General features: G+C 68.0%; 24 protein-coding genes. 8 read left to right on the forward strand and 16 right to left on the reverse strand.

Features of this window, described 5'->3' with window-relative positions; all coding sequences use genetic code 11:
• Positions 1–139 precede the first annotated feature (139 nt).
• Positions 140–2,737, forward strand: a complete 2,598-nt coding sequence (locus tag ACFWFP_RS10380; RefSeq protein WP_379294445.1) for an ATP-dependent Clp protease ATP-binding subunit — start codon at positions 140–142, stop codon at positions 2,735–2,737.
• A gap of 59 nt (positions 2,738–2,796) precedes the next feature.
• Here the strand turns inward: ACFWFP_RS10380 and ACFWFP_RS10385 are convergent, their stop codons facing one another.
• The 3 genes from ACFWFP_RS10385 to ACFWFP_RS10395 all read right to left on the reverse strand — a co-directional run bounded on the left by ACFWFP_RS10385 (position 2,797) and on the right by ACFWFP_RS10395 (position 5,681).
• Entirely contained in the window at positions 2,797–3,189 is a 393-nt protein-coding gene (locus tag ACFWFP_RS10385) for a hypothetical protein (RefSeq protein ID WP_379294446.1), read from the reverse strand.
• 227 nt (positions 3,190–3,416) lie between these two features.
• A complete protein-coding gene (locus ACFWFP_RS10390) occupies positions 3,417–4,214 on the reverse strand; it encodes an N-acetylmuramoyl-L-alanine amidase (RefSeq protein WP_379294447.1) in 798 nt (265 codons plus the stop codon).
• Between the two features lie 228 nt (positions 4,215–4,442).
• Positions 4,443–5,681 (reverse strand): cytochrome P450, encoded by a 1,239-nt coding sequence (locus tag ACFWFP_RS10395; protein ID WP_379294448.1) that lies wholly within the window; start codon positions 5,679–5,681, stop codon positions 4,443–4,445.
• Positions 5,682–5,886: 205 nt separating this feature from the next.
• On the opposite strand from ACFWFP_RS10395, the gene ACFWFP_RS10400 reads away from it, so the two are divergent.
• A complete protein-coding gene (locus ACFWFP_RS10400; RefSeq protein WP_379294449.1) occupies positions 5,887–6,441 on the forward strand; it encodes a TetR/AcrR family transcriptional regulator in 555 nt (184 codons plus the stop codon).
• A gap of 80 nt (positions 6,442–6,521) precedes the next feature.
• On the opposite strand, the gene ACFWFP_RS10405 is transcribed toward ACFWFP_RS10400, so the two are convergent.
• From ACFWFP_RS10405 to ACFWFP_RS10420, 4 genes are all read right to left on the reverse strand, one after another.
• Positions 6,522–6,899, reverse strand: coding sequence for a DUF5313 family protein (locus ACFWFP_RS10405; RefSeq protein WP_379294450.1), 378 nt, complete (start codon positions 6,897–6,899; stop codon positions 6,522–6,524).
• Complete coding sequence (locus ACFWFP_RS10410) at positions 6,896–7,357, reverse strand: MarR family winged helix-turn-helix transcriptional regulator (protein ID WP_379294451.1); 462 nt, start codon at positions 7,355–7,357, stop codon at positions 6,896–6,898. Before ACFWFP_RS10410 ends, ACFWFP_RS10405 begins: the two co-directional genes overlap by 4 nt.
• A gap of 97 nt (positions 7,358–7,454) precedes the next feature.
• Complete coding sequence (locus ACFWFP_RS10415; RefSeq protein ID WP_379294452.1) at positions 7,455–8,333, reverse strand: siderophore-interacting protein; 879 nt, start codon at positions 8,331–8,333, stop codon at positions 7,455–7,457.
• Between the two features lie 29 nt (positions 8,334–8,362).
• Positions 8,363–8,974, reverse strand: a complete 612-nt coding sequence (locus tag ACFWFP_RS10420) for a TetR/AcrR family transcriptional regulator (RefSeq protein ID WP_379294453.1) — start codon at positions 8,972–8,974, stop codon at positions 8,363–8,365.
• 127 nt (positions 8,975–9,101) lie between these two features.
• Here ACFWFP_RS10420 and ACFWFP_RS10425 point away from each other — a divergent pair, with 127 nt between their 5' ends.
• A complete protein-coding gene (locus tag ACFWFP_RS10425) occupies positions 9,102–9,497 on the forward strand; it encodes a nuclear transport factor 2 family protein (protein WP_379295116.1) in 396 nt (131 codons plus the stop codon).
• 45 nt (positions 9,498–9,542) lie between these two features.
• Here ACFWFP_RS10425 and ACFWFP_RS10430 read toward each other — a convergent pair whose 3' ends face one another.
• Positions 9,543–10,124: a hypothetical protein gene (locus tag ACFWFP_RS10430; protein ID WP_379294454.1), complete on the reverse strand. Its 582-nt coding sequence runs from the start codon at positions 10,122–10,124 to the stop codon at positions 9,543–9,545.
• Positions 10,125–10,243: 119 nt separating this feature from the next.
• Here ACFWFP_RS10430 and ACFWFP_RS10435 point away from each other — a divergent pair, with 119 nt between their 5' ends.
• The gene (locus ACFWFP_RS10435; RefSeq protein WP_379294455.1) at positions 10,244–10,672 is read left to right on the forward strand and encodes a MarR family winged helix-turn-helix transcriptional regulator; all 429 of its coding nucleotides are present in this window, start codon (positions 10,244–10,246) and stop codon (positions 10,670–10,672) included.
• A 72-nt stretch (positions 10,673–10,744) separates the two neighbouring features.
• Here the strand turns inward: ACFWFP_RS10435 and ACFWFP_RS10440 are convergent, their stop codons facing one another.
• From ACFWFP_RS10440 to ACFWFP_RS10460, 5 genes are read right to left on the reverse strand one after another with little or no spacing between them, the layout of a single operon-like run.
• Positions 10,745–11,950, reverse strand: a complete 1,206-nt coding sequence (locus tag ACFWFP_RS10440) for a cytochrome P450 (protein WP_379294456.1) — start codon at positions 11,948–11,950, stop codon at positions 10,745–10,747.
• On the reverse strand, positions 11,947–12,549 hold the full coding sequence (locus ACFWFP_RS10445; RefSeq protein ID WP_266289261.1) for an ATP/GTP-binding protein: 603 nt from the start codon (positions 12,547–12,549) through the stop codon (positions 11,947–11,949). The genes ACFWFP_RS10440 and ACFWFP_RS10445 overlap by 4 nt, the downstream gene beginning before the upstream one ends.
• A complete protein-coding gene (locus tag ACFWFP_RS10450; protein ID WP_056817094.1) occupies positions 12,524–12,874 on the reverse strand; it encodes a DUF742 domain-containing protein in 351 nt (116 codons plus the stop codon). The genes ACFWFP_RS10445 and ACFWFP_RS10450 overlap by 26 nt, the downstream gene beginning before the upstream one ends.
• Positions 12,871–13,284 (reverse strand): roadblock/LC7 domain-containing protein, encoded by a 414-nt coding sequence (locus ACFWFP_RS10455; protein WP_379294457.1) that lies wholly within the window; start codon positions 13,282–13,284, stop codon positions 12,871–12,873. Before ACFWFP_RS10455 ends, ACFWFP_RS10450 begins: the two co-directional genes overlap by 4 nt.
• Complete coding sequence (locus ACFWFP_RS10460) at positions 13,262–14,641, reverse strand: sensor histidine kinase (protein WP_379294458.1); 1,380 nt, start codon at positions 14,639–14,641, stop codon at positions 13,262–13,264. Before ACFWFP_RS10460 ends, ACFWFP_RS10455 begins: the two co-directional genes overlap by 23 nt.
• 295 nt (positions 14,642–14,936) lie before the next feature.
• Between ACFWFP_RS10460 and ACFWFP_RS10465 the strand changes: the two genes are divergently transcribed.
• Positions 14,937–15,368 carry an SRPBCC family protein gene (locus tag ACFWFP_RS10465; RefSeq protein ID WP_379294459.1) on the forward strand — a complete coding sequence of 144 codons (432 nt, stop codon included), beginning with the start codon at positions 14,937–14,939 and terminating at the stop codon, positions 15,366–15,368.
• 62 nt (positions 15,369–15,430) lie between these two features.
• Here the strand turns inward: ACFWFP_RS10465 and ACFWFP_RS10470 are convergent, their stop codons facing one another.
• Both ACFWFP_RS10470 and dapA read right to left on the reverse strand, forming a co-directional pair.
• Positions 15,431–16,963 (reverse strand): DHA2 family efflux MFS transporter permease subunit, encoded by a 1,533-nt coding sequence (locus tag ACFWFP_RS10470; RefSeq protein WP_379294460.1) that lies wholly within the window; start codon positions 16,961–16,963, stop codon positions 15,431–15,433.
• A 66-nt stretch (positions 16,964–17,029) separates the two neighbouring features.
• Positions 17,030–17,920, reverse strand: coding sequence for a 4-hydroxy-tetrahydrodipicolinate synthase (gene dapA / locus ACFWFP_RS10475; RefSeq protein ID WP_379294461.1), 891 nt, complete (start codon positions 17,918–17,920; stop codon positions 17,030–17,032).
• Between the two features lie 71 nt (positions 17,921–17,991).
• On the opposite strand from dapA, the gene ACFWFP_RS10480 reads away from it, so the two are divergent.
• The gene (locus ACFWFP_RS10480) at positions 17,992–18,864 is read left to right on the forward strand and encodes a LysR family transcriptional regulator (RefSeq protein WP_379294462.1); all 873 of its coding nucleotides are present in this window, start codon (positions 17,992–17,994) and stop codon (positions 18,862–18,864) included.
• 60 nt (positions 18,865–18,924) lie between these two features.
• Positions 18,925–20,070, forward strand: coding sequence for an LLM class flavin-dependent oxidoreductase (locus tag ACFWFP_RS10485; protein WP_379294463.1), 1,146 nt, complete (start codon positions 18,925–18,927; stop codon positions 20,068–20,070).
• A gap of 15 nt (positions 20,071–20,085) precedes the next feature.
• On the opposite strand, the gene ACFWFP_RS10490 is transcribed toward ACFWFP_RS10485, so the two are convergent.
• The gene (locus tag ACFWFP_RS10490; protein WP_379295117.1) at positions 20,086–20,769 is read right to left on the reverse strand and encodes a GntR family transcriptional regulator; all 684 of its coding nucleotides are present in this window, start codon (positions 20,767–20,769) and stop codon (positions 20,086–20,088) included.
• Between the two features lie 184 nt (positions 20,770–20,953).
• Between ACFWFP_RS10490 and ACFWFP_RS10495 the strand changes: the two genes are divergently transcribed.
• The gene (locus ACFWFP_RS10495; protein ID WP_379294464.1) at positions 20,954–21,946 is read left to right on the forward strand and encodes a BMP family protein; all 993 of its coding nucleotides are present in this window, start codon (positions 20,954–20,956) and stop codon (positions 21,944–21,946) included.

Genomic DNA, 21,946 nt, shown 5'->3' on the forward strand with positions numbered 1-21,946 from the left:
ACACCTGCCGACATCGCCGATGTGAAACTGTCCAATCCCTTGCACACCTTTCGAGGATGCCGAAGTATTGCTGGCAGTACCGACCCCGATCTGCATGAGTCGCCGTGAGCCACGGCGCGACGAGCGAAGAGGTGTGGGCATGACAGCGAATTGGCCGAGTTCTCGCGATCCTTTCGACGACATCTTCCAGCGGTTCTTCAGTTCCGGAATGTCCTCGAAGCCACCGGTACAACGCATCGATCTGGGCAAGCTGATGACCGACAACGCGAAGTTGCTGGTCGGTACCGCGCGCGAGGCGGCCCAGGAATGGGGCAATCCCGAAATCACTCCCGAGCACCTGCTGTACGCGGCCACCGAAGCAGAACCCGGGCGCAGCATCGTCGCCGAGCTCAGCCTGGATCCCGACCAGGTTGCCGAGCAGATGGAGGACTACCTCGACACCGGCAGGCCCAGCGAGAACGACCTCGCCGACATCACGCTCAGCCCCGCCACCAAGCTCGCGCTCCGCGCGGCCCAACGCCAGGCAGCCCAGGCAGGCAGCAGCTACATCGGCCCGGAGCACATCCTGCTCGGCATCGCCGCACTCCCCGACAGCGTCGCGGCGCAGGCGCTGGTGGCCGGGATCGCGGCCACCCAGAGCGGCGGCGTACCCGCCCCGGGAACCCCGATGGCGACCGCGCCGTCGAAGCGGCAGCAGCCGGAATCCGACACTCCCACCCTGGACGAATACGGCCGCGACCTCACCGCCGAGGCCCGCGAGGGCCTGATCGACCCGGTCGTCGGCCGCGCCGAGGAGATCGAGCAGACCATCGAGATCCTGTCGCGACGGCGCAAGAACAACCCCGTGCTGATCGGTGATCCCGGGGTGGGCAAGACCGCGATCGTGGAGGGGCTGGCCCAGCGCATCGTCAACGGGGACGTGCCGGTCACCCTCGCCGACCGCCGCGTCATCGCGCTCGATGTCGGCTCGCTCGTGGCCGGGAGCAAGTACCGCGGCGAATTCGAGGAGCGGCTGACCAAGATCCTCGACGAGGTCCGCGCGCACAAGGACGAGCTGATCATCTTCATCGACGAGCTGCACACCATCGTCGGCGCCGGGGGCGGCGGCGAGGGCTCGATGGACGCGGGCAACCTGCTCAAGCCCGCGCTGGCTCGCGGCGATCTGCACGTCGTCGGCGCGACCACCATCGACGAGTACCGCAAATACATCGAGAAGGACGCCGCGCTGGAACGCCGGTTCCAGCCGGTGATGGTCTCGGAGCCCTCGGTGGAGGACACCGTCGAGATCCTGCGCGGGCTCGCCGATGTGTACGAGGAACACCATCAGGTGCGCTACTCCGACGAATCGCTGGTCGCGGCCGCGCAGCTGTCGGATCGCTACATCACCGACCGGTTCATGCCCGACAAGGCGATCGACCTGATCGACCAGGCGGGCGCCCGGGTCCGGCTCCGTTCGGGCACCCCCGACCCGGCGGTGAAGGCCAGAGACGAGGCGATCGCGCGGCTGTACCGGGAGAAGGACGCCGCGGTCGACAACGAGGACTACGAGAAAGCCAAGGCGCTCAAGGCCGACATCGCCGCCGCCGAGGCGGAGCTGGAGGAATCCGGTGCGACGTCCTCGGAGCCGATCGTCGATGTCGTCGACATCGCCGAGGTGATCTCCCGGCGCACCGGCATTCCGGTGGCCGATCTGACCGCCGAGGAGAAGCAGCGCCTGCTCCAGCTCGAAGACGTCCTGCACAAGCGGGTGATCGGGCAGAACGAGGCGATCGTCGCGATCGCCGAGGCGGTGCGCAGGGCACGGGCCGGGCTCAAGGATCCGAACCGGCCGATCGGGTCGTTCCTGTTCCTCGGTCCCACCGGCGTCGGCAAGACCGAGCTCGCCAAGGCCCTCGCGGAAGCGGTCTTCGGCGACGAGGATCGGCTGATCCGGTTCGACATGAGCGAGTTCCAGGAGAAGCACACGGTCTCGCGGCTGGTCGGCGCCCCGCCCGGATACGTCGGCTACGACGATGCCGCGCAGCTCACCGACAAGGTGCGACGTCAGCCGTATTCGGTGATCCTGTTCGACGAAGTCGAGAAGGCGCACCCCGATGTGTTCAATGTGCTGCTGCAATTGCTCGACGACGGGCGCGTCACCGATTCCAAGGGCCGCACAGTCGATTTCAAGAACACGATCGTGATCATGACGTCCAATATCGGGTCGCACGTGATCCTCGAGGCACCTCCCGGTGACCTCGACTCGATCGTGCCGCAGCTCGAAGAGCTACTGCGCCGGCACTTCCGGCCCGAGTTCCTCAATCGGATCGACGAGCAGATCGTGTTCCATCGCCTGGACAAGGAGCAGCTGGAACAGATCGTGGAACTGATCCTGGATCGCACCCGGCGCATGCTCGCCGCCCAGGACATCGAACTCGAGATCAGTCAGTCCGCGGTGGACTGGTTGAGCGAGCGCGGTTTCCAGCCCGAGTTCGGTGCGCGGCCGTTGCGTCGCACGGTGCAGAAGGAGCTCGACAACCGGGTCTCGCGCCTGCTTCTCGACGGCGGGCTCGACCCCGGCGGCACGGTGAAGGTCGACACCGCCGACGACGATCTGGTCGTCTCCGCGGTGAACCCGGCGGGTAAGCCCGACACCAATGGTTCGGCGCCCGCTCCCGCGACGAAGAAGCCGGCGAAGAAACCCGCCAAGAAGACCGCGAGCAAGAAGGGTGACGACAAGAAGCTCGCGTCGAAGTAGCGGATCGACGACGCGACGGTGGCCCGGTTCCTGCGAACCGGGCCACCGTCTTGTCGGGATCAGCCGCCGGTGACCACGCACGATTCCCCGAGGCGGAAGCCCCGGCCGACCGTCACATTCGAGCTACTGGCGATGCCGTCCTGGACGGCGGTCATGGTGTGAGCGCCGGTGTAGGACGGCACCCAGTTGAACATGGCGACGCCGTCGGTCGGAGCGACCACGGCCAGCAGCGCGCCGTTGTCGTAGAAGGCGACAGGAATGATGCCGACGCTGAGCCTGGCCAGCAACTGATGAGTGCATCCGGTGCCATAGTCGGTTGCCGAGCCGACACTGAGATTGGGTTTCACCGTCAATTGCGAAACACCGGCCGAGGCCGTGGGTGCGCCGAGCGTCGCGGCCAGCATCGCCGTCCCGAGGGCAGCAACGGTGATGGCGAATTTCCAGTCACTCATATTTCTCACGTCCTTGTGCTGCGGGGCCGACCGAACGCGAGGCCGGCGAGTCGGTCCCATCCTCACCCCATCGCGGGACCGATGGTGGGAGAACACACGAACCGTTTCGCCGGCCTCGTCACCCATGCTGACAACAAGCTGCCTTACCGTTGGGGCGGCACCACCCGCAACAGGGGGCCTGGCGAACTTTGCGCGACTCCTTCGAAATCGGCAGGCGGGCCCCCGAATCAGCCGAGGAACGCCAGGATTCCGGCCGTGACGAGTTCGGCGTAGCGGGCCCGGCCCTCCGGGGTCTCGATGAGCGCGGCATCGGTCGCCGAGCGCATGTTCCCGCATTCGACCAGCGCGCTCGGCCGCTCCGCCAAATTGAGCCCGGCCAGATCCGCCCGCGGATCCAGTCCCGCCGACCCCACATAGGTCGAGGGCACCACGCCGCCGGCGACCATCGCATCACGCAACGCCCTCGCCAGTCGCGTCCCCGCCTCGGCCTGCACCGGGTTCAGCGGAGGTTCGGCGTAGGCGATGTGGAATCCGTGCGCGTCCGCACCCGTATTGCCGTCGGCGTGGATCGAGACCACCGCGTCGGCGCCCGACCGATTCGCGATCGAGGCGCGCTCATCGACACACGGTCCCACGCCGGCGTCGTCGGCGCGCGTGAGGATCACCCGGACACCGTGTGCGGCGAGCAGGTCGCGCACTCGCACGGTGACGTCCCAGGCGAACTCGTGCTCGGTATAGCCACTCGCGGCCGAGGTCCCGGTGGTGTTGCAGGCTTTCGTGCCACCGCGCCCGTCAGGTACCGGTGCGTTGATCTGCGCGAGATGGGTGGCATTGCCGCCGTTGTGACCGGGATCGAGGACGACAGTGCGATGCACGGCAGGCGAAGTCGGTGGCACGGAACCCTCCGAGGCAACGGCCGTCGCGGTCGACGTCGCCGGGCTCTCGTCCATGGTGGTGGACGCGCACCCGGCGAACAGCGCTGTCGCCGCGAGCAGGCAGGCGGGCAGGAACAAGCGAAGGCGCACCCTGACACGGTGCCACAGACTGCCCACCGGAAATGAGTCGCGCTGTTCGGCGCGCGCAGAACTAGCCACGCCTGCGCCGAAGATTCCAGCGCGGCGCAGGGACAGCAGCACCAACAACATGCTGCAGGTGAGCAGTGTGTCGGTCTCAGCCCGCAGTTCGCCGCGTATTCCCTTATAGATCACACGAATCCCGGATGTTCGTGCAGCGGATCTCCGCCCCAACCGAGGTCAGCGGCGGGTGATACGCAGGGGCAGAGTCGCGTGGCGCCGGGCGAACAGGCTGGGCAGCCAGCGTGGTGGCTCCGCGTCGATGAGGCTGAAGCGCTCGGTGCGGTCGAGAAGCAGGGTGAGCGCGGCGGTTGCTTCCAGTCGGGCCAGGGTGGACCCGATGCAGAAGTGGGCGCCCGCACCGAACGCCGTACCGGCACGCGCACGCGGGCGGTCCAGGTCGACGACGTCGGGATCCGGGTAGGCCGCGGGATCGCGGTTGGCGGCTCCCCACAGCAACAGCAGGTGACTCCCGGCGGGCAGGTCGACGCCGGCGAGCTGCGTCGCGGTGACGACGTGGCGGTGGTGGCCACGGAAGGGCGATTCCAGGCGCAACGCTTCGTCGAGGAACGCGGGAACGAGTTCGGGGCGGTCACGCAGGTGCGTCTGCAGGTCGGGGTCGGTGGCGAGCAGTCGCGCCGCCGAAGCGATCAGACCCGCGGTCGACTCCCCGCCCGCGCCGATCAGCTGCACCACGATCAGCACCGCCTGCTGTTCATCGATCGTGCCCGCCGCTATCGCCGCGACGAGTACTTCGAGCAGCGTCCGCGGCGAATCGCCGTCGTCCATTCGATCCTTCGCGTCGCTGATCGCCCGGTACGCGTAGTGCGCGAGCTCGGCCGCCGAGGTGATCAGCGCAGCCATCCGACCGTCGGCGACGACACCGCCCAGCATCTCGGTGGAGTCGTAGGCCAGCGCGAGCAGTGTCGGCACGTCGGCGCCCGGCAGTCCGAGGAGTTCGGCGATCAGCGCCAGCGGCAATCGATCGGCGACCCCGGTGGCCCAGTCGATCCGGTCGCCGTCGAGTTCCGCCGTCCACAGCTGTTCGGTCAGTGCGGTGACGACCGGGGCCAGCGTGCGAACGCGTTTGGCCAGCGCCGGCCCGACGATGGCGCGGTGCGCGGCGTGGATGTCGCCGTCGGCTGTGGCGAGCACGTGAACGCCCTGCCCGGTCGCGTCGAGATCGAAGGTCATCGGCGTCGCCCCCGGCCGGGCGACGAGCACGCCGGTCAGATGCGAGGAGAATTCCGCGGAGCGCCGGGTCGCCTCGGTGACCGCGGCCCACGAGGCGACGAGAAAGAAGTCGGTGCCGGGTACCCGGTAGACGGGCGCGTGCTCGCGCAGGGTGCGATACATCGGGTACGGGTCGTCGAGTACCGCCGAGTCGAACAGGTCGATCGCTTCGAGGTCCGTGGTCATGGCCGCCGCCTTTCCTGGTCAGGCTGTCGGCGCTCACGGTGCATCGCCGAGAAGCACGCGGTCAATGACTGTCTCAGGATGAGACGGCGGGGCGCTGCCGTCGGCGCCGGTACGGCTTCGAAAAGCTCCTTTGACTTGCCTACTTCGGATAGACAGATGTGTTCGACCGTCTCACGCTGAGACAGATCCGTGGGAGGATTCGCCGATGACCGACCACGTGGACTGGTTGACCGGCGGTGACCGACGCACCATAGCGGTCGACCGCATCGAGCGCGCCGCCCTCACGCTGTTCCTCGAACACGGCATCGACAACGTCACCGCGGACGATATCGCCGCGGCCGCCGGCTGCTCGCGCGCGACGCTGTACCGCTACGTCGGCGGCAAACCCCGCCTGGTGCGCGCGGTGATGGTCAGGGCCGCCGAGTCCGTGGTCGCGCGTGTCGAGGCGGTCGTCGACTCGGTGCCACCCGCCCGACGACCCGTCGAAGCGATCCTGGCCGCCGTCGCCGCGATCCGCGCCGACCCGGTGCTGCGTCAGTGGCTGATCCGGCACCGCTCCCCCGACACCGATGAATTCCTCGCCGGCGCACCGGAACTCGGTCATCTCGCGACCGCGCTGACCAGCATCGCCCCCGATGACGAAGCCGCGGGCTGGGTGGTGCGGGTCGTCTTGTCGCTGCTCACCTGGCCACTGCCCGATGCCGCGGCGGAACGTCACCTGGTCGAACGATTCGTCGGGCCGACCCTGCGCGCGGGCTGACTCCCCCGGGCCCGGCCGGCGCCGGCCGATACGCGGGACCGAGCGGTGCGCGCTCGTCACGGGGTCCGGCGGGACGCAGCTCAGCCGCGGTGGTGACGACTCTCGTAGGCAACGCGCTCGGCTTCGGTCCGGCGGCGTTCGGCCTCGTTCGCCAACTCGGGATCGAAGCCATGGCTGACCAGGCGGTGGCGCCGGTACACGTAGACCAACGCCACGGTGAAGTAGACCAGCGGCAGGTACAGCAGCGCCATCATCGACAGCCCGATCCACAGCGGGCCCGGCACCAGCAAGAACAGGCACAGCACCGGGAGCACCGGCAGCAGGAAGCGCATCAGGTATCGGCGGGTCGCGCCGGGGCCGGTGAGGTCGGTCAGCACCCAGTCCGACATCGACGGCGGCAGGGTGCCACCGGTGATGTAGCGGACGCGCTGCCACAGATTCGGGGTCGAGTTGCTCATTGCCGCTCCCTCACGTCGGACGCGCGTCGCGCGGCCGCGTTCACCCGGCCGAGGACATCGCGTAATTCTTCCAGGTCCGCCAGGCTCACGCCGAGGCGTGCCACGACGGCGGGTGGGATCTGCTCGGCCTGTTCACGCAGGTCACGGCCCATCTCGGTGAGATCGATGTGCAACGTGCGCTCGTCGTGCGGATCACGGCGGCGGGTGATGAGACCGGCGGATTCGAGACGCTTGAGCAGCGGTGACAATGTCGCGGAGTCGAGCTGGATCGCCTCGGCGACGGCTTTCACCGACATCGGCGCCTCACCCCAGAGGGCGAGCATCACCAGATACTGCGGATGTGTCAGGCCGAGCGGTTCGAGCAGCGGCCGGTAGACCGCCAGCACCGATCGGTTGGCCACCGCCAGGGCGAAGCACACCTGCCGGTCGAGCCGCAACGGGTCGTCGAGCTCCTGCATCGTCCACCACCTTCCTTAGCCCACACATTATTACGCCACTAATAGTTAGTGCAATAACTATTAGTGGCGTCACAGTTGGGTGACGGGACGGGCCGCGTCAGTCCTCGTCGACGACCAGCGACTCACCGGCGGCGGCGCGGCGCACCTTCTCGCGGCCGTTGTCCTCCTCAGTGCGACCCTGACGCCAGTAGCCGGTGAAGGTGATCGCGCGCTTGTCGACACCGCGGTCGCGGACCAGATTGCGCCGGGTGAGCTTCACCAACTCGGCCTCACCGGAGATCCACGCGTAGGGCACGCTCGCGGGGAGCACGGCGGCGCGGACCGCGTCGACCACCGCGTCGCCGTGCGGGCGATCGCCGCGATGCACCCACTCGATCCGCACGTCGCCGCCGGTCTCGAAGCTCTGCTCGTCGGCCGGGCCCTCGACCTCGATGAATGCTCGCACCCGCGCTCCCGCACCGAGGCGTTCGATGATCGCGCCGATCGCGGGAACGGCGGTCTCGTCACCGACGAGCAGCTGCCACTCGGGGTCGGCGGGCGGGTCGTAGAGCGCGTGCGGCGGGCAGAGCAGGCCGATCTCGTCGCCGGGCGCCGCGGTCGACGCCCAGTCCGAGGCGGGGCCCGCGTGCTCGGCGTGCAGGGCGAAGTCGATGTCGAGTTCGCCGAGTTCGGGCCGCTGCGCGCGGACCGTGTAGGTCCGCATCGGCGGGCGGATCTCGTCGGGCATCGCGAGATAGCGCTGGTACCAGCTCATTACGCTGCCCGCGTCCTGCAGAGGTGGCGGCACGACCGGACGCGGGCTGCCCGGGAGCGGGAAGAAGAGCTTCGTGTACTGGTCTGGCCCGACGTCGATGAGGGCGGCCGGGTCCTGACAGCCGAGGGTTACCCGCACCATGCGCGGCGTCAGCCGTACCGCGCGACGAACCGTCAGTGGCGCGTAGACCATGGCCGGTCGATTCACAGTCCCAGTCGTCATTAGGCAAGCCTAACCTAGTGAGTCTCGAACTAACCGCCCTGATCGACAGCGAGGCCGGAAATGAGCTGCTCGATCACCGCGCGGACAGCGACGATATCCCCCGCGTCCGCCGAATGCGCCAGGTATTGCGCCGCCTCGTCCAGCGCACCCACCACCACCAGCGCCAGCGGACGCACCGGCTGCTTCGCGATCCGGCCGGCGGCCATGGCGCCGATCATTGCATTCTCCACCAGACCGATGGTGTGGCGCAGTTCGATCTCGCGCCACCGGCTCCACCCGAGCACCGCGGGTGCGTCGAGCAGCGCGATCCGGCGCACCTCGGTCGCGGTCGAGGCCTGCAACCACGCCAGGCAACCCACGATCAGGCTCGCGATCGGATCCTCGGCGCGCGCCTCGGCAACGGCGGTGGCGATCACCTCGACCAGACTGCGCTCGAGATCCTCGAACACCGCCTCGAACAGATCCCGCTTCTCACCGAACTGGTGATAGAGCGCGCCGCGACTGACCCCGGCGGCCTCGGCCACCGCGATCGTGCTCACCGCGCCGTACCCGAACTGCCCGAACAGTTCTCGCCCGGCACGGATCACCGCGGCACGCGTGGAGGCCGAGCGTTCGGCTTGGGTCCGGCGATCAGGGTTCATGGCGACGTCGAAGTCTAGGGCAGAACGAGGGCCACGGCAGATCCGAGGCCCTTCGACCCTTGACCGGCCGCATCGGATTCGGGAACATACAGTCAACCTGTTTGTATATTGGAAGGGCTTGGCGACCATGTCCGATGCCACCAAGGATCTGTTCGAGCGTTATCACGCCTGCTGGGCCGAGCGCGACCCCGACCGGATCGCGGCGCTACACACCCCCGATTCGGTCTTCCACCTGCATTCCGGGAGCGCACCCGCGCACGGGCGCGCGGAAATCCGAACCGCCGCCGCGGAGACCTTCGCCCTCGTCCCCGACCTGACCTTCACCCAGGTCGACCTGCGCGTCGGCGACGACTTCTGGGTGGTGCGCTGGAAGCTGTCGGGCACCTCCGTCACCGGTGGCGCCGTCGACGTGGATATCGCGGACATGGTGACCGTCGAGGACGGCGCGGTCAAGGCGAAGCACACCTACGTCGACGGTGTGGCCATGCAGGCCGCACTGACTGCGCCCTCCGAAATCGCCTGAATCACCACGTGTTCGCCTGCGGTCACCGACACCGCACCGAACACGTCAGCGCACACGCCCCGCCAGGCTGAGCACACACGCGAAGGCGCCCGCATCATCGGCCGCCTCGCCCTGACCAGGCGTGGCGGAAGTCTGCGTCATCCGGAGGACAGTTGTCCGCAGGATCCGCTGGGTGACGTCGGTGGCCGGTTGATAGGGCAAGCCCCCGAGCGCCTGGGCGATGTCCCAGGTGTGAACAACCGCGCTACTGATCTGTTCCTCGTAGAGGGTCGCGATGTCGACCGCCCCTCGGGCCCCCCTTGTTCGAACGAGCCGGCTCGCGTCCCTCACCGAGGCGAACGCGTTCTCCATGAGCCGGGCAGTCCGTCGATAGCCCACGTCGAGTCCGGCATCGCCGTAGCGAATGTCCACGGAGACACCGAGGGACGCTCTGTCCATCGGCCCGATCGACTGCCCGTGCGGCATCGCCGCGCCTGCAGTCGCCGTGGCGACGCTGACGTTCTGATCGATCAGGCGCAGGTACAGATCACCGATGTCCCCCGCGCCGTGTGCCACTCGGCACCCGAGGTCGCCGTGGGTGACCTCGGACAGGAACGAGGCCAGGTCTTCGGTCAGGGTGTGCAGCACGGATACATCCACCGCATGTCTCGCTTCCACTGTCGCCGGTCCGGTAGGAGATGCTGAACGCATCGGGCGTGTATGCGCTAGATCCTCTACCACGGTAGACGATATTGGAAAGGGTGTCCATGGCAGAGCAGGGCGACGCGACCGACGAGCCAGATCTGGCGGCGTTGATGGCTCGCGTGTTTCCGCAGCTGGCGGCAGTGGAAGAACCGATCCTGCGTGAGGCGGGGCTGTCGATGTGGGAGTACGCGATCATGAGCGAATTGACATCGGCACAGGGCGTTTCACAGGTCGAGCTGTCGCGCCGCACCCGGCGCGATCCGACACGATTGGGCAAGCACCTCGACGATCTGACCGTGCGCGGGCTCGTCACGCGTTCTCGTGCGAGTGACAAGCGTCAGCGCACCGTGGCACTGACCGAGAGCGGACGTGGTCTGTACGCACAGGCCAAGGAACGCATCAGAGTTGCCGAGGATCAGTTCCTGCACTCGACCCTGGCTACGGAAGAAGCCACGGTCCTCAGACGCCTGCTCGCTCGGCTCGCAGCCTGAGTGCGCCGACGATTCAGGAAGCGTCCTGCGAACCTGTCCCGCTCCGCACTCCGGCGCACCTCACGAGCGGGTTCAGGGCATCGGCAACGGTGGTGTCTGCGGGAATCTCACGGGCAGCGCCGCGAGCGAGCGGTGGAACGGGCCCGGCCGCCACACCAGGTCCTCGACGGGCACCGCGAGACTCAATTCCGGAAGCGCGTCGAGCAATTGGTCGATCGCGTCCTGCACGATCAGGTACGCCACCGGTTTGGCCGGACAGCCGTGCGGACCCGCGCTCCACGCCAGGTGTGCCCGGTTGTCGACGACATCGCGCCCGGCGATGGCCGGGTCGTTGTTGCACGCCGACATGCTGATGACGACCGGTTCGTGCGCGGGCAGCCAGGTGTCCTCGACCAAAATCGGCTGACGCGGATAGGTCATGCAGAAGTTGGCCAGCGGCGGGTCGGTGAACAGCACCTCGTCGAGCGCGTCGCGCGTGGACAGGCTGCCGCCGAGCACATTTCCCGCGAAGCGGTCGTCGGTCAGCATCAGGCGCAAGGTGTTGACCACCAGGTTCAGCATCGGCTCGATGCCCGCACCGTAGAGCACCAGCAGCTGGTGCACCATTTCCTCGTCGGTCAGCGCCGCCTGGTGCTGCAGCAACCTCGTGGCGACATCGTCACCGGGTTCGCGCTGACGCAACCCCACCAGGTCGGCCAGCGCGGAGGCGAGCAGGTTGTTGCCCGCCTCGGCGTCGTCACCTTCGAAGATCTGCGCCATCCCGGTGGCGACCTGCTGCCCGATCTCGGGTGTGCACCCGAGCATCGAGTTCAGCGCCTGGAACACCAGCGGAAACGCGTACTGACTCAACAGGTCCGCCGACCCGGTCGCGCAGAAACTGTTGATCAGCGGGATGGCGAACTGTTCGACGGTGCTGTGCATCGCGTACAGATCCACCCCGGCGATGCCCGCCACATTGGCCTGCCGGTATCGGGTGTGCTCGGCCCCGGTGGTGCGCAGCGCGGCCGGACGGAACTGCAGCATCGGCAGCACCGGGCAGTCCGGCGGGATGTCGCGTTCCCACATGCGGGGGTCGGCCGGGAAGTGCTCCGGATCGTTGAGGATGCGCACGGCGGTGTGATAGCCGATCACCAGCGTGGCCCGGATGCCCGGCGACAACTCCACCGGTACCACCGAGCCGAACCGGCGCCGCATCCGCTGGTAGGCCGCCTGCGGATCGGCGGCGAACTCGGGTGCCCACATCGCCACCCGTTCGTCGGCGGCGATATCGACCGTCATGACGCTGTTGCTTCCTGTCTGCGAAAGAGATATTCCGCCAACGTGATCAGCGCGCGCAGGCCCTGATCACGACGACGGGCGTCGAGTGCGATAACCGGGGTCTCGGGCGCGAGGTCGAGCGCCTCGCGCACCTCCTCGAGCGGGTAGCGCCGGAATCCTTCGAATTCGTTCACCGCCACCGCGTACGGCACCCCGCGCTGTTCCAGCGCCGAGAGCACGTCGTCGGCCTTCTCGATGCGCCGGGTGTCGACGAGCACCAGCGCGCCGAGGGCGCCACGAGCCAGTTCCTCCCACAGCGGGGCGAACCGTTCCTGGCCCGGCGTACCGAACAGGTACAGCGCCAGTTGGGGATTCAGGGTGATGCGGCCGAAATCCAGTGCGACGGTCGTCGACACCTTGCTGCCGAGGCCGGCCATGTCGTCGACACCGATGCTGGCCTCGGTGATCGTCTCTTCGGTCCGCAGTGGCCTGATCTCGGACACCCCGCACACGAAGGTGGTTTTGCCGACACCGAAATTTCCTGCGACCAGGATCTTCACCGACCGTGTCACGGTTTCCGCGACGTAGTCGACCTCATCCCGCGATGGCGCGGAGGCCATGCAGCACCTCCTTGATCAATGCGAGTTCCGGCTTCACCTGTGCCGGGGTGGGGCAGTGCAGGTGACCGCTGTCGAGCAGATCGGAGACGATGATCTTCACGACGGAGGCGGGCAGGTCGAGATAGGCCGACAGCTCGGCGATCGACAGGGCGCCGCGGCGGCTGGTGAGGGCCAGCAGGCGGCGTTCGTCGGGGCGGTGATCGGGACGTGCGTCCTCGACGGCACGGACCAGGGTCACCAGATCCAGGTCATGGGCGGCACGCACCCGCCCGCCGGTGCGCACATAGGACCGCACCAGGTCCGGATCGCGCCTGCCGCGGCTCAATTCCTCCCGCCTAGGCGGGGCGCGCTGCCGATCTCGTGGCCGACGCGCGAGGCCAGTTCGTTCATCCGATGCGCCACCAGCGCCACGTCGACGTCGGCGGTGGTGGCGACGCCGAGCAGTGCGCCCGCACCGGCGGCGGTGATCATGATCATGCCCTCGTCGTACTCGGTCATGTTCTGGCGCACCGTGTTCGACGGGCCGCCGCAGAACTCACCGAGGGCCTTGCCGAGCGAGCGCAGGCCCGAGGCGGCCGCGGCGAACCGCTCGGCGTCGTCTTTGATCACGCCACGGGAGTGGGCGATGCGCAGTCCGTCCTCGGACAGCAGGACCGCGAAGCGGACGCCGGGGATCTCGAGATCCTCGAGCAGCCACGCCAATCGGTTGGTGCTATCGGCTACCGGTGTGCTCATCGGCTGTTCCTTCCGTGGTTCGCTCGGCCGCAGCGGCACGACCGCTGCGGGATCCGCTGCGCCAGGCAGCGGCGAGGTCGGGGCGTGCCTGCCCCGACTCGGTTGTTACCCCCGCCGAATCCGGGGCGACCGGTCTGCGGCGGCGCTTGGGCAGCCCGCCGCTGGTGATCTCGTGGACGTCGGCGCCGGGCGATTCGATCTCGGCGACCGGCACGGGAATGTGGGCGGGCGCGGCGAGTTCGGGCTCGGGCAGCCGCGGCGCGTCCCCACTCACCAGCAGCGCCGACGGGACGTACACCATGGCCCGCATGCCACCGAAGATATTGGGCCCGTCGACGTGCACGGAGAATCCGTAGCGCCGGGCCAGCGCCGCGATACCGGGGAAGCCGACCTTCGGCGCGGGACCGAGATCGTGGATGTCGACCGGACGTTCGCCGCTGAGCACCAGGCGTGCGTCCTCGAGCTGCTCGGGACTCATCCGCATGCCCGCGTCGTCGATGATCACGGTGACGCCGTGATGGCCTTCCTGGAAACCGATCTCGACGAACGACGACGGCGGCGAGTAGCGCAGCGCGTTGTCGAGCAGGGTCGCCATGGTGTGCACGAGCGGCTCGACCGCGCGGCTGATCACGATCCGGTCCGATTGCGCCGCGCGTACCCGCAGGAACTCCCTGACTCGTCCGGTCGCGCCGCCCGCCACATCGGTGAGCGACTGCTGTGGCCACCGGCGACCGGGCAGACCGCCGGAGACGATCACATAGGACTGCGCCTGCCGGATCATCTGCTGCACGGTGTGGTCGATCCGGGTGAGCGTTTCATAGATGGCATCGTCGCGATGTTCGCGCAGAGCGGCGCTGACGACCTGTCCGAGGTCGGTGCCCAGGCTCACCACCGAGGTGCCGAAGGAGCGCACCGCGGCACTCGTGGCCGCCCGCGAGGATGCCGAGAGCTCGCCGCGGGTCTGGTCCCGGGCGTCCTGTATCTCGGCGAGGCGACGTTGTTCGCCATAACGTTCGACCATCGCCCTGGTTTCCTCGGCGACCACGCGCAGGTCCTCGGCGTGACCCGTGGCAATCCACTGCAGCGCCTGGCCGAACTGCGAATCACCCAGTTCCACCGGCAGATCTACCGCGACCGAGGGGATCTCGTGGCGGCGCACCGCGGCGGTGATCGCGGGGAGGGTGTTCTGCGTCAGCTGCATCAAGGCGTTCTCGCAGGCGAGGCGTTCCCGGATAGCGGCGTCGGCCCGCTGCCGCTGTCGGCGCTCGTTGCGCATGGCCAATACACTGACCGCGATCGCGAGCAGTAACAGCGGCGCACCGATGACGAGCAACAGCACCGCAATTCCTGAGTTCATCAGATCTTTCGTCGTCCTCGACCACACGGCACTGTTGCCGATGGCCCTCGCCGGCCGGCCCGCCGAGGCATTCGCTTTCTACCGCGGAGTGATTTCGAATACCCGATTCACACGCCCCGTTTCCAGCGACCCGCACACATTAGCAGCACACGTAACGATCGCGACACGGATCTTACTGTCCGACATCATGTTTCCCGCTCGAAACACGACACACTACTGGACAGCTGATCTATTCTGGTTCGCTATGCCTCGAGCCGATACTCGCGGAACCCCGGGTACCGGATATTATCCCGGCGTGGCGAAACTGAAGCTTTCCGTCGATGTCCCCGTCCCGCCGGACCAGGCCTGGGCGCACGCGTCCGACCTTCCGCACCTCGGCGATTGGCTGACCATTCACGAGGCGTGGCGCGGGACGCTGCCCGAGGAGCTGACGCCGGGCACCGTTCTGACCGGCATCGCCCGCGTGAAGGGCTTCCGCAACAAGGTCACCTGGACCGTGCGCACCGCCGAACCGCCGCGCAAGCTCGCGCTCACCGGCACCGGCATCGGCGGCACCAAGTTCGGCCTCGGCCTGCTCGTCGAGCCGAGCGGCAGCGGATCGAAGGTGAGCGTCGACATCGATCTGGGCGGCGCGCCGCTGTTCGGCCCGATCGGGTCCGCCGTCGCCAAGGCCCTGCGCGGCGATATCGAGCGCTCGCTGGAAATGTTCGTCAAGCTCTACGGCTGAATCCCGACGCGAAAGCCCGGACGGAACCGCGGTGTTCGGTCCGGGCTTTCGTGTACGAGCGATCAGGCCAGCGCCACAGCGTCGGCGTCGATCGGCGCCTTCGGCTTGGTCCGCGGCAGGAAGAACGCCGGGATCAGGGTCAGCAGCGCGAGCACCACGGTGACCCAGTAGGTGTTGCTGAACGCCGTCGCCGCCAGGTCCAGTCCCTGCTCGATGACCGACGGTGGAACCTGCGCGGCGAGGTCGGGTCTGGCGGTGGCGCCGATCGCGAGCTTCGCCGCCGGATGATCGTTGAGCTGAGCGGCCAGCACGACCGACATCGTCGCCGTGCCGATCGACGCCGCGGTCTGGTTGACGATGTTCATCAATGTCGAACCGCGCGCGACCTGTGCGTGCGAGAGCGTCTGGATCGCGGCGGTCATCACCGGCATCATGGTGCAACCCATGCCCAGACCCATCACGAACAGCGCGCCACCGATCAACAGGTACGAAGTGTCGGCGCCCAGCTGGGTGAACCCGGCCAGGCCGAGGGTGATGAAGGTGATGCCGAACATGACGATCTTGCCGGGACCGATCTTGTCGACCAGGAATCCCGCGATCGGCATCGTCAGCATGGCGCCGATCCCCTGTGGCGCCATGAGCAGACCGGAGTCGAACGCCGTCTCACCGCGCACCTGCTGCAAGTAGTTCGGCAACAGGAAGCCCGCACCGAAGAACGCCGTCGCGAACAGCGACATGGTGAGCACCGAGTAGCGCAGCGACGGGTTGGAGAACAGCCGCAGGTCGATCAGCGGATGCTCGGTGCGCAGCGCGTGGAACACGAACGCCACCAGCAGCGCCGCGCCGATGATCGCCGGAATCAGCACGCGCGCGGCCATCACGGTGCCCTTCTCCGGAATGGAGGAGACACCGAACAGGAACAGCGCCAGGCCCGGCGAGGCCAGCAGCATGCCGAGGAAGTCGAACGATTCCGAGGGCTTGGGCTTGTCCGGAGCGAACACGACCCAGGCCAGGATCAGCGCGACGATGCCCAGCGGCAGGTTGATCAGGAAGATCCAGTGCCAGCTGAAGGAGTCGATGAGCCAGCCACCGAGGATGGGGCCACAGATCGGGCCCAGCAGCATGGGCACGCCGAGTACCGCCATCACGCGCCCGATCCGCTGCGGGCCCGCGGCGTGGGTCATGATCGTCATGCCCAGCGGCATGAGCATGCCGCCGCCGATGCCCTGGATGACGCGGAACGCCACCAGCGACTCGATGCTCCACGCCATCGAACACAGCACCGACCCGATGATGAAGAAGGTCAGCGCCGCCATATAGAGGCGTTTGGTGCCGAAGCGGTCGGCGGCCCAGCCGGTCATCGGGATCACCGAGGCCAGCGCCAAGGTGTAGCCGGTCATGGTCCAGGCGACGACCTCGACGGAGGCGTTGAAGTCCTGCATGAACGTCGGGATCGCCACGGTGACCACGGTGATGTCGAGAATCGACATCACCGCGCCGAGGACGACCACGCCCGCCACCTTCAGTACGGCGGCATCCAGCTTGTCAGGAGTGCGGTCGGGCGCGGCGGCACCGATATCCGGAGGTTTCGTCACCGGTTAACCCAAGCACCTTTCGCTCCTGATGACCAGTGAAATCTTCTGTTCGTGATCTGGTCGATGTCACACCCGCGTGATCGTTGCCGCCTCGCTCGCGGCCAGCGCCGCCCTCGTCGCGCCGCTCGACGCGGGCAGCATCGGCAGCCGGACGGCCGCACTGGAAATCTGTCCGCGCTCGGCGAGCACGGCCTTGATGACCGTCGGGTTGGGCTCGGCGAACAGCGCGGCACCGAGCGCGTCGAGACTGTTGCCGATGGCGCGGGCCCTGATGATGTCGCCGACGTGCCATGCCTCGATGAGATCGGCGTATTCGCGGGGCGCGATATTGGCCGCGGCCAGGATCGCACCGTGCGCGCCGAGAGCGAGCAGCGCGGAGGCGAACCGGTCGTCGCCGCTGAGCACTGTCGCCGGGGTGTGTGCGGCCATCAGTTCGACACTGGCCGCGTCGATTCCGCCGACGGCGTGCTTGAAGCCGGCGATGTTCGGCGTGTTCGCGAGCCGAATCAGCGTGCTGCCGCTCAGTGGGCGGCCCGTGCGGTGCGGCACGTCATAGACGAGCAGCGGAGCGGGACTGATCGCCGCCAACTGCGTGAAGTGCGCGATCACCCCTTCTTCGCTCGGTCGCACGTAGTACGGCACCACCGCCAGCACGGCCGCGACCGGCCGCGCGAGTTCGGCGATCGCCCTGACCGATTCGGTGGTGGCGTTGCCTCCCGCACCGGCGATCAGTGGTGCGCCGCGGTCGGCGCAGACGCTCGCGCAGATGTCGAGGACTCGGGCGCGTTCGGCGCCGGTGAGCGCGGAGGGTTCGCCGGTGGTGCCGAGCGCGACGAGGCCGGTCGCGCCCGCGTCGAGGACGGCGTGCGCGTGGCGTTCGAGGGAGGCGGGATCGAGTTCCCCCTCAGCGGTGAACGGCGTGATCAGGGGGACGAAGAGGCCGTGTAGCGATGTCATGGCTCCATCATCGAGCCGGACATATCATCAGGTCTAGTTCACATTCATAACGTTGACCGTAAGCTGAACTGATGCTCGATGTCCGCAAACTTCGCCTGCTCCGCGAACTCGCCCATCGCGGCACCATCGCCGCGGTCGCCGAGGCACTCAGCTATACGCCCTCGGCGGTGTCCCAACAGCTCACCGCCCTCGAACGCGAAGCGGGCGTCTCGCTGCTCGAACGCTCGGGCCGCCGCGTCACGCTCACCCCCGCCGCCCAGCTCCTCGTCGGTCACACCGAGACGATCCTGGCCGCCCTCGAACACGCCGACGCCGAATTGTCCTGTACCCGTGACGAACTGGCGGGAACCTTGCGCATCGGTACCTTCCCGACCGCCGCGCGCACCCTGCTGTCCCCCGCGCTGGTCACCCTGAGCACCGATCATCCGCGCCTGGAACTCACCGTCACCGAAATCGACCCCGCCGACATCCCGAATGCCTTACGGGCCGGCACCTTGGATATCGCGCTCACCCACGACTACGACCTGGTCCCCGCCGACGCCGACGCGTCTTTGCAGTCCGAACCCCTGCACACCGAAACCGTCTACCTCGCCACGCGAACGCCCGTGCCCACCAAGGACTCACTGGCCGCGCACCGCCGATCCCCGTGGATCGCGGGAACTCCGGGAACCCTGTGCCACACCTTGACGATCCGAGCCTGCCAGGCAACAGGATTCACCCCCCATATCCGCCACCACGCCGACGACTTCGACACCGTCCTCACCCTCGTCGCCGCGGGCGCGGGCACCGCGATAGTCCCGGCCCTGGCCCTCTACGCGCCCCCCGAACACATCACTCTCACTCCCCTGCCGATCCGCCGCCACACTCAGCTCGTCTATCGGAACGGCACCGGCCTACATCCCGCCATCCACGCCGCCCGCGTCGCGTTGCACGCCGCGGGATAGCAATACCCGGCCCCTGCCGACCGGTGGGACAATCGAGGTGGTCGTGTGAAGGAGAAACCCATGGCACGAGTCAAGACCGGAATTGTCGATCCAGGCCTGCATTCGCGCTATGCGCCGGATTTCACCCAGCGCACGGCGAAGTTCGTCGCGGCGACGACCCGTGCCGACTCCCTGTGGGTCATCGACCATTTGATCGGGCTTTTTCCCTCGTCGGTGTGGAAACCGAGCCATGCCGGCGGCGCGCGGATCGCTCCCGCCGCGGACGCGTTCTACGAACCGTGGACCCTGCTCGGGCGCGCGTCGGCACGGAATCGGTGGAGCCGGCTGCGGCTCGGTGTGGGAGTCACCGACGCCGCTCGCCGGCATCCGGCGGTGACCGCACAGGCCGCCGCGACCTTACATCTGCTCAGCGGGGGGCGAGCGATTCTCGGGATCGGTCCGGGCGAACGCGAGAACAATGAGCCCTACGGTGTCGATTGGCAACGCCCGGTGGCGCGCTTCGAGGAAGCTGTCGCGACTATTCGGGCACTGTGGGAATCCAACGGTGAGCCGATCTCCCGGGATTCGGAATTCTTCCCGCTGCGCGACGCGGTCTTCGCCCTGCCGCCGCACCGCGGCACCCGGCCGGAGCTCTGGATAGGGGCGCACGGGCCGCGCATGCTCAGGGTGACCGGCCGATTCGCCGATGCGTGGCTGCCTGCCTTTCCGAGCAGCCCGGCCGAGTACGGCGACAAGCTCGACATCGTCCGGGCCGCCGCCTCGGATGCAGGGCGCGACCCGGCTGCGGTCCGAGCGGCCGGCTGGCATTGGATCGTGACCGCGAAGACGCAGACGATTGTCGACGAGATCCTCGACTCGGCCGTGATCCGCGCCTACGCGCTCGCCGCGTCCGCGCGGGCCTGGGCACGCCACGGTGTCGAGCATCCGCTGGGCCCCACGTTCTCCGGTGCACAGGACATTCTCCCGCAGACCATCGACGAAGCCACCGCGCTGGACTACGGTCGTCGCGCACCCCGGTCGCTGATCCGCGAAGTCTTCCAGGTCGGCACACCGGCAGAGGTACTCGACCAGCTCGCCGAACGACGCGACCACGGCCTGACCTACGCCGTGATGGTCGACCTCGGCGCATGCCACCCGGCACTGCGTACAGGGCTCCGAACCGGTTCGTCGTTCGCCGAGGTCGCGCGCGGAGTCCGCCGGCTGTGATCCCGATCGACCAAGTCAGGCGCTCTTGCCGCGCTGGCGGGTGCGGGTAGCCGAGACGGGGTCGATGGTGGGCATGGACCATTGCGCCGACAGGGCAAGACTGGGTTCACGACCGGAAGCCACATGGCGATAGGCGATTTCGGCCGCCGAGCCGGGATCGTTGGCGGCGATGGCGGCGTAGAGGGCTTCGTGTTCGTCGCACTGGGTGCCGGGGTCGCGTTCCTTGGTCAGGTGGAACAGCCAGCGGACTCGGGATTCCAAGGGCCGCAACAACGATTGCAGCAGCGGGTTGCCGGAGACTTCGACGATGACCGCATGGAAGCCGGCGTTCGCGGCGGCGATCGCGGCCTGGTCGCCACGGGCGGTGGCCTGACGGGCCGCGGTCAGTTGCGCACGCAGGGCGGCGAGATCGGCCGGTTCGGCGCGTTCGGCGGCGAGGCGGGCCGCGAGCACCTCGAGGCTCTCGCGAACATCGAAGAGGTCGCGCACATCGGCCACCGTGAACGGGGCGACGATCGCGCCCTGCCTCGGCACGATCACGACCAGCCCTTCGCGTTCGAGCATCTGCAACGCCTCGCGCAGCGGGATCCGCGAGATGGCCAGCTCGGTGGCGAGGTCGCGTTCCACCAGCCGCTGACCAGGGCTCAAGCGCAGATCGATGATCCGGTCGCGTAACTCCTCGTAGGCCCGATCCCGCAGCGACTTCTTCGCCGGTTCGTCTGCCACCGCATCATCCTTCTGCTCCTGCACGCCACCACGGTAGTCCGCTCGCGGCATGCGACCGTTTCTTACGTTTCGGTAATCCGCCCGTCATCTGCGAGCCCCAGGCTGACACTTAACGGTATACCGCTAAGTGAGCGGTTCGTTCGATCAAGGAGTACCCGTGCACAAGTCCACTCGGCGCGCGATCGCCTTCGGCTCGGCTGCCCTCGCCGCCGCTGCCCTCCTGTCGGCCTGCGGTTCCGCCGACACTACGGCGTCGGGCGGCAAGCTGAAGGTCGGCGTGTTCTTCCCCGGCTCACTGTCGGATACCGGCTTCATGCAGTCCGGATATCTCGGCTACCAGCGCATCGCCGACGCGCTGGGTGACAAGGTGGAACTCAGCAAGGTCGAACAGGTCGCCGCGAGCGACTATCAGCAGGCCCTGGTCCGCTTCGCCTCGACCAACGATCTGGTGATCTCCCTCGGCGGCCAGACCGACGCCGATGTGCGCAAGGTGGCGCCGCAATTCCCGAACGTGAAGTTCGTCGAGATCGGCGGACCGGCCGACGCCCGACCCCTCGCCAACCTCGCCTACTACGACCCGCAGCAGGCCGAAGCCGAATTCCTCAGCGGCGCGGTATCGGCGGCGGGGTCGAAGTCGGGAGCGGTGGCCTTCGTCGGCGGCGTCGAACTGCCCGCGATCGTCAACGCCGCCAACGCCTTCGGCAACGGCGCACGGTTCGCCGTGCCCGACGTGAAGGTGCTCACCCCGCAGTACGTCGGCGACTTCAACGACCCCGCCAAGGCCAAGCAGGCCGCACTGGCCGACTACGGCGCCGGCGCGGGCACACTCGGCCAGATCGTCAACCTGGGGAAGGCTGGCATGGAGCAGGCCGCGACCCAGTCCAATGCCACGATGGTCGGCGGTCCGATCCCCGGCGACTGCACCAACCCCGCGTACCTGGGCTACGTGCACACCGATATCGGCGCCGAGGTCGAGTTCGCGGTGAAGGCCGTGCTGGACGACTCGTGGAAGGCCGAGAATGTGCGCTTCGGGCTGACCTCGCCCAACGACGGCACCGATTTCGTGTTGTGCAGCAAGGACTCCGAGGTCGCCGACGCGCTCACGAAGGCGAAAACGGCCCTGTCCACCGGCGCGGTCAAGCCGTACTGA

It is taken from the genome of Nocardia sp. NPDC060249 (assembly GCF_042728755.1).
GTDB lineage: Bacteria > Actinomycetota > Actinomycetes > Mycobacteriales > Mycobacteriaceae > Nocardia.

Bases quoted from the DNA above. Each gene is read 5' to 3' on its own strand.
- ACFWFP_RS10425 (WP_379295116.1), top strand. From the start codon at position 9,102: ATGTCCGATGCCACCAAGGATCTGTTCGAGCGTTATCACGCCTGCTGG.
- ACFWFP_RS10445 (WP_266289261.1), bottom strand. From the start codon at position 12,549: ATGGCCTCCGCGCCATCGCGGGATGAGGTCGACTACGTCGCGGAAACC.
- dapA (WP_379294461.1), bottom strand. From the start codon at position 17,920: ATGACATCGCTACACGGCCTCTTCGTCCCCCTGATCACGCCGTTCACC.
- ACFWFP_RS10405 (WP_379294450.1), bottom strand. From the start codon at position 6,899: ATGAGCAACTCGACCCCGAATCTGTGGCAGCGCGTCCGCTACATCACC.
- ACFWFP_RS10400 (WP_379294449.1), top strand. From the start codon at position 5,887: ATGACCGACCACGTGGACTGGTTGACCGGCGGTGACCGACGCACCATA.
- ACFWFP_RS10460 (WP_379294458.1), bottom strand. From the start codon at position 14,641: ATGAACTCAGGAATTGCGGTGCTGTTGCTCGTCATCGGTGCGCCGCTG.
- ACFWFP_RS10380 (WP_379294445.1), top strand. From the start codon at position 140: ATGACAGCGAATTGGCCGAGTTCTCGCGATCCTTTCGACGACATCTTC.
- ACFWFP_RS10455 (WP_379294457.1), bottom strand. From the start codon at position 13,284: ATGAGCACACCGGTAGCCGATAGCACCAACCGATTGGCGTGGCTGCTC.
- ACFWFP_RS10415 (WP_379294452.1), bottom strand. From the start codon at position 8,333: ATGACGACTGGGACTGTGAATCGACCGGCCATGGTCTACGCGCCACTG.
- ACFWFP_RS10385 (WP_379294446.1), bottom strand. From the start codon at position 3,189: ATGAGTGACTGGAAATTCGCCATCACCGTTGCTGCCCTCGGGACGGCG.
- ACFWFP_RS10485 (WP_379294463.1), top strand. From the start codon at position 18,925: ATGGCACGAGTCAAGACCGGAATTGTCGATCCAGGCCTGCATTCGCGC.
- ACFWFP_RS10395 (WP_379294448.1), bottom strand. From the start codon at position 5,681: ATGACCACGGACCTCGAAGCGATCGACCTGTTCGACTCGGCGGTACTC.
- ACFWFP_RS10480 (WP_379294462.1), top strand. From the start codon at position 17,992: ATGCTCGATGTCCGCAAACTTCGCCTGCTCCGCGAACTCGCCCATCGC.
- ACFWFP_RS10435 (WP_379294455.1), top strand. From the start codon at position 10,244: ATGGCAGAGCAGGGCGACGCGACCGACGAGCCAGATCTGGCGGCGTTG.
- ACFWFP_RS10420 (WP_379294453.1), bottom strand. From the start codon at position 8,974: ATGAACCCTGATCGCCGGACCCAAGCCGAACGCTCGGCCTCCACGCGT.
- ACFWFP_RS10440 (WP_379294456.1), bottom strand. From the start codon at position 11,950: ATGACGGTCGATATCGCCGCCGACGAACGGGTGGCGATGTGGGCACCC.
- ACFWFP_RS10410 (WP_379294451.1), bottom strand. From the start codon at position 7,357: ATGCAGGAGCTCGACGACCCGTTGCGGCTCGACCGGCAGGTGTGCTTC.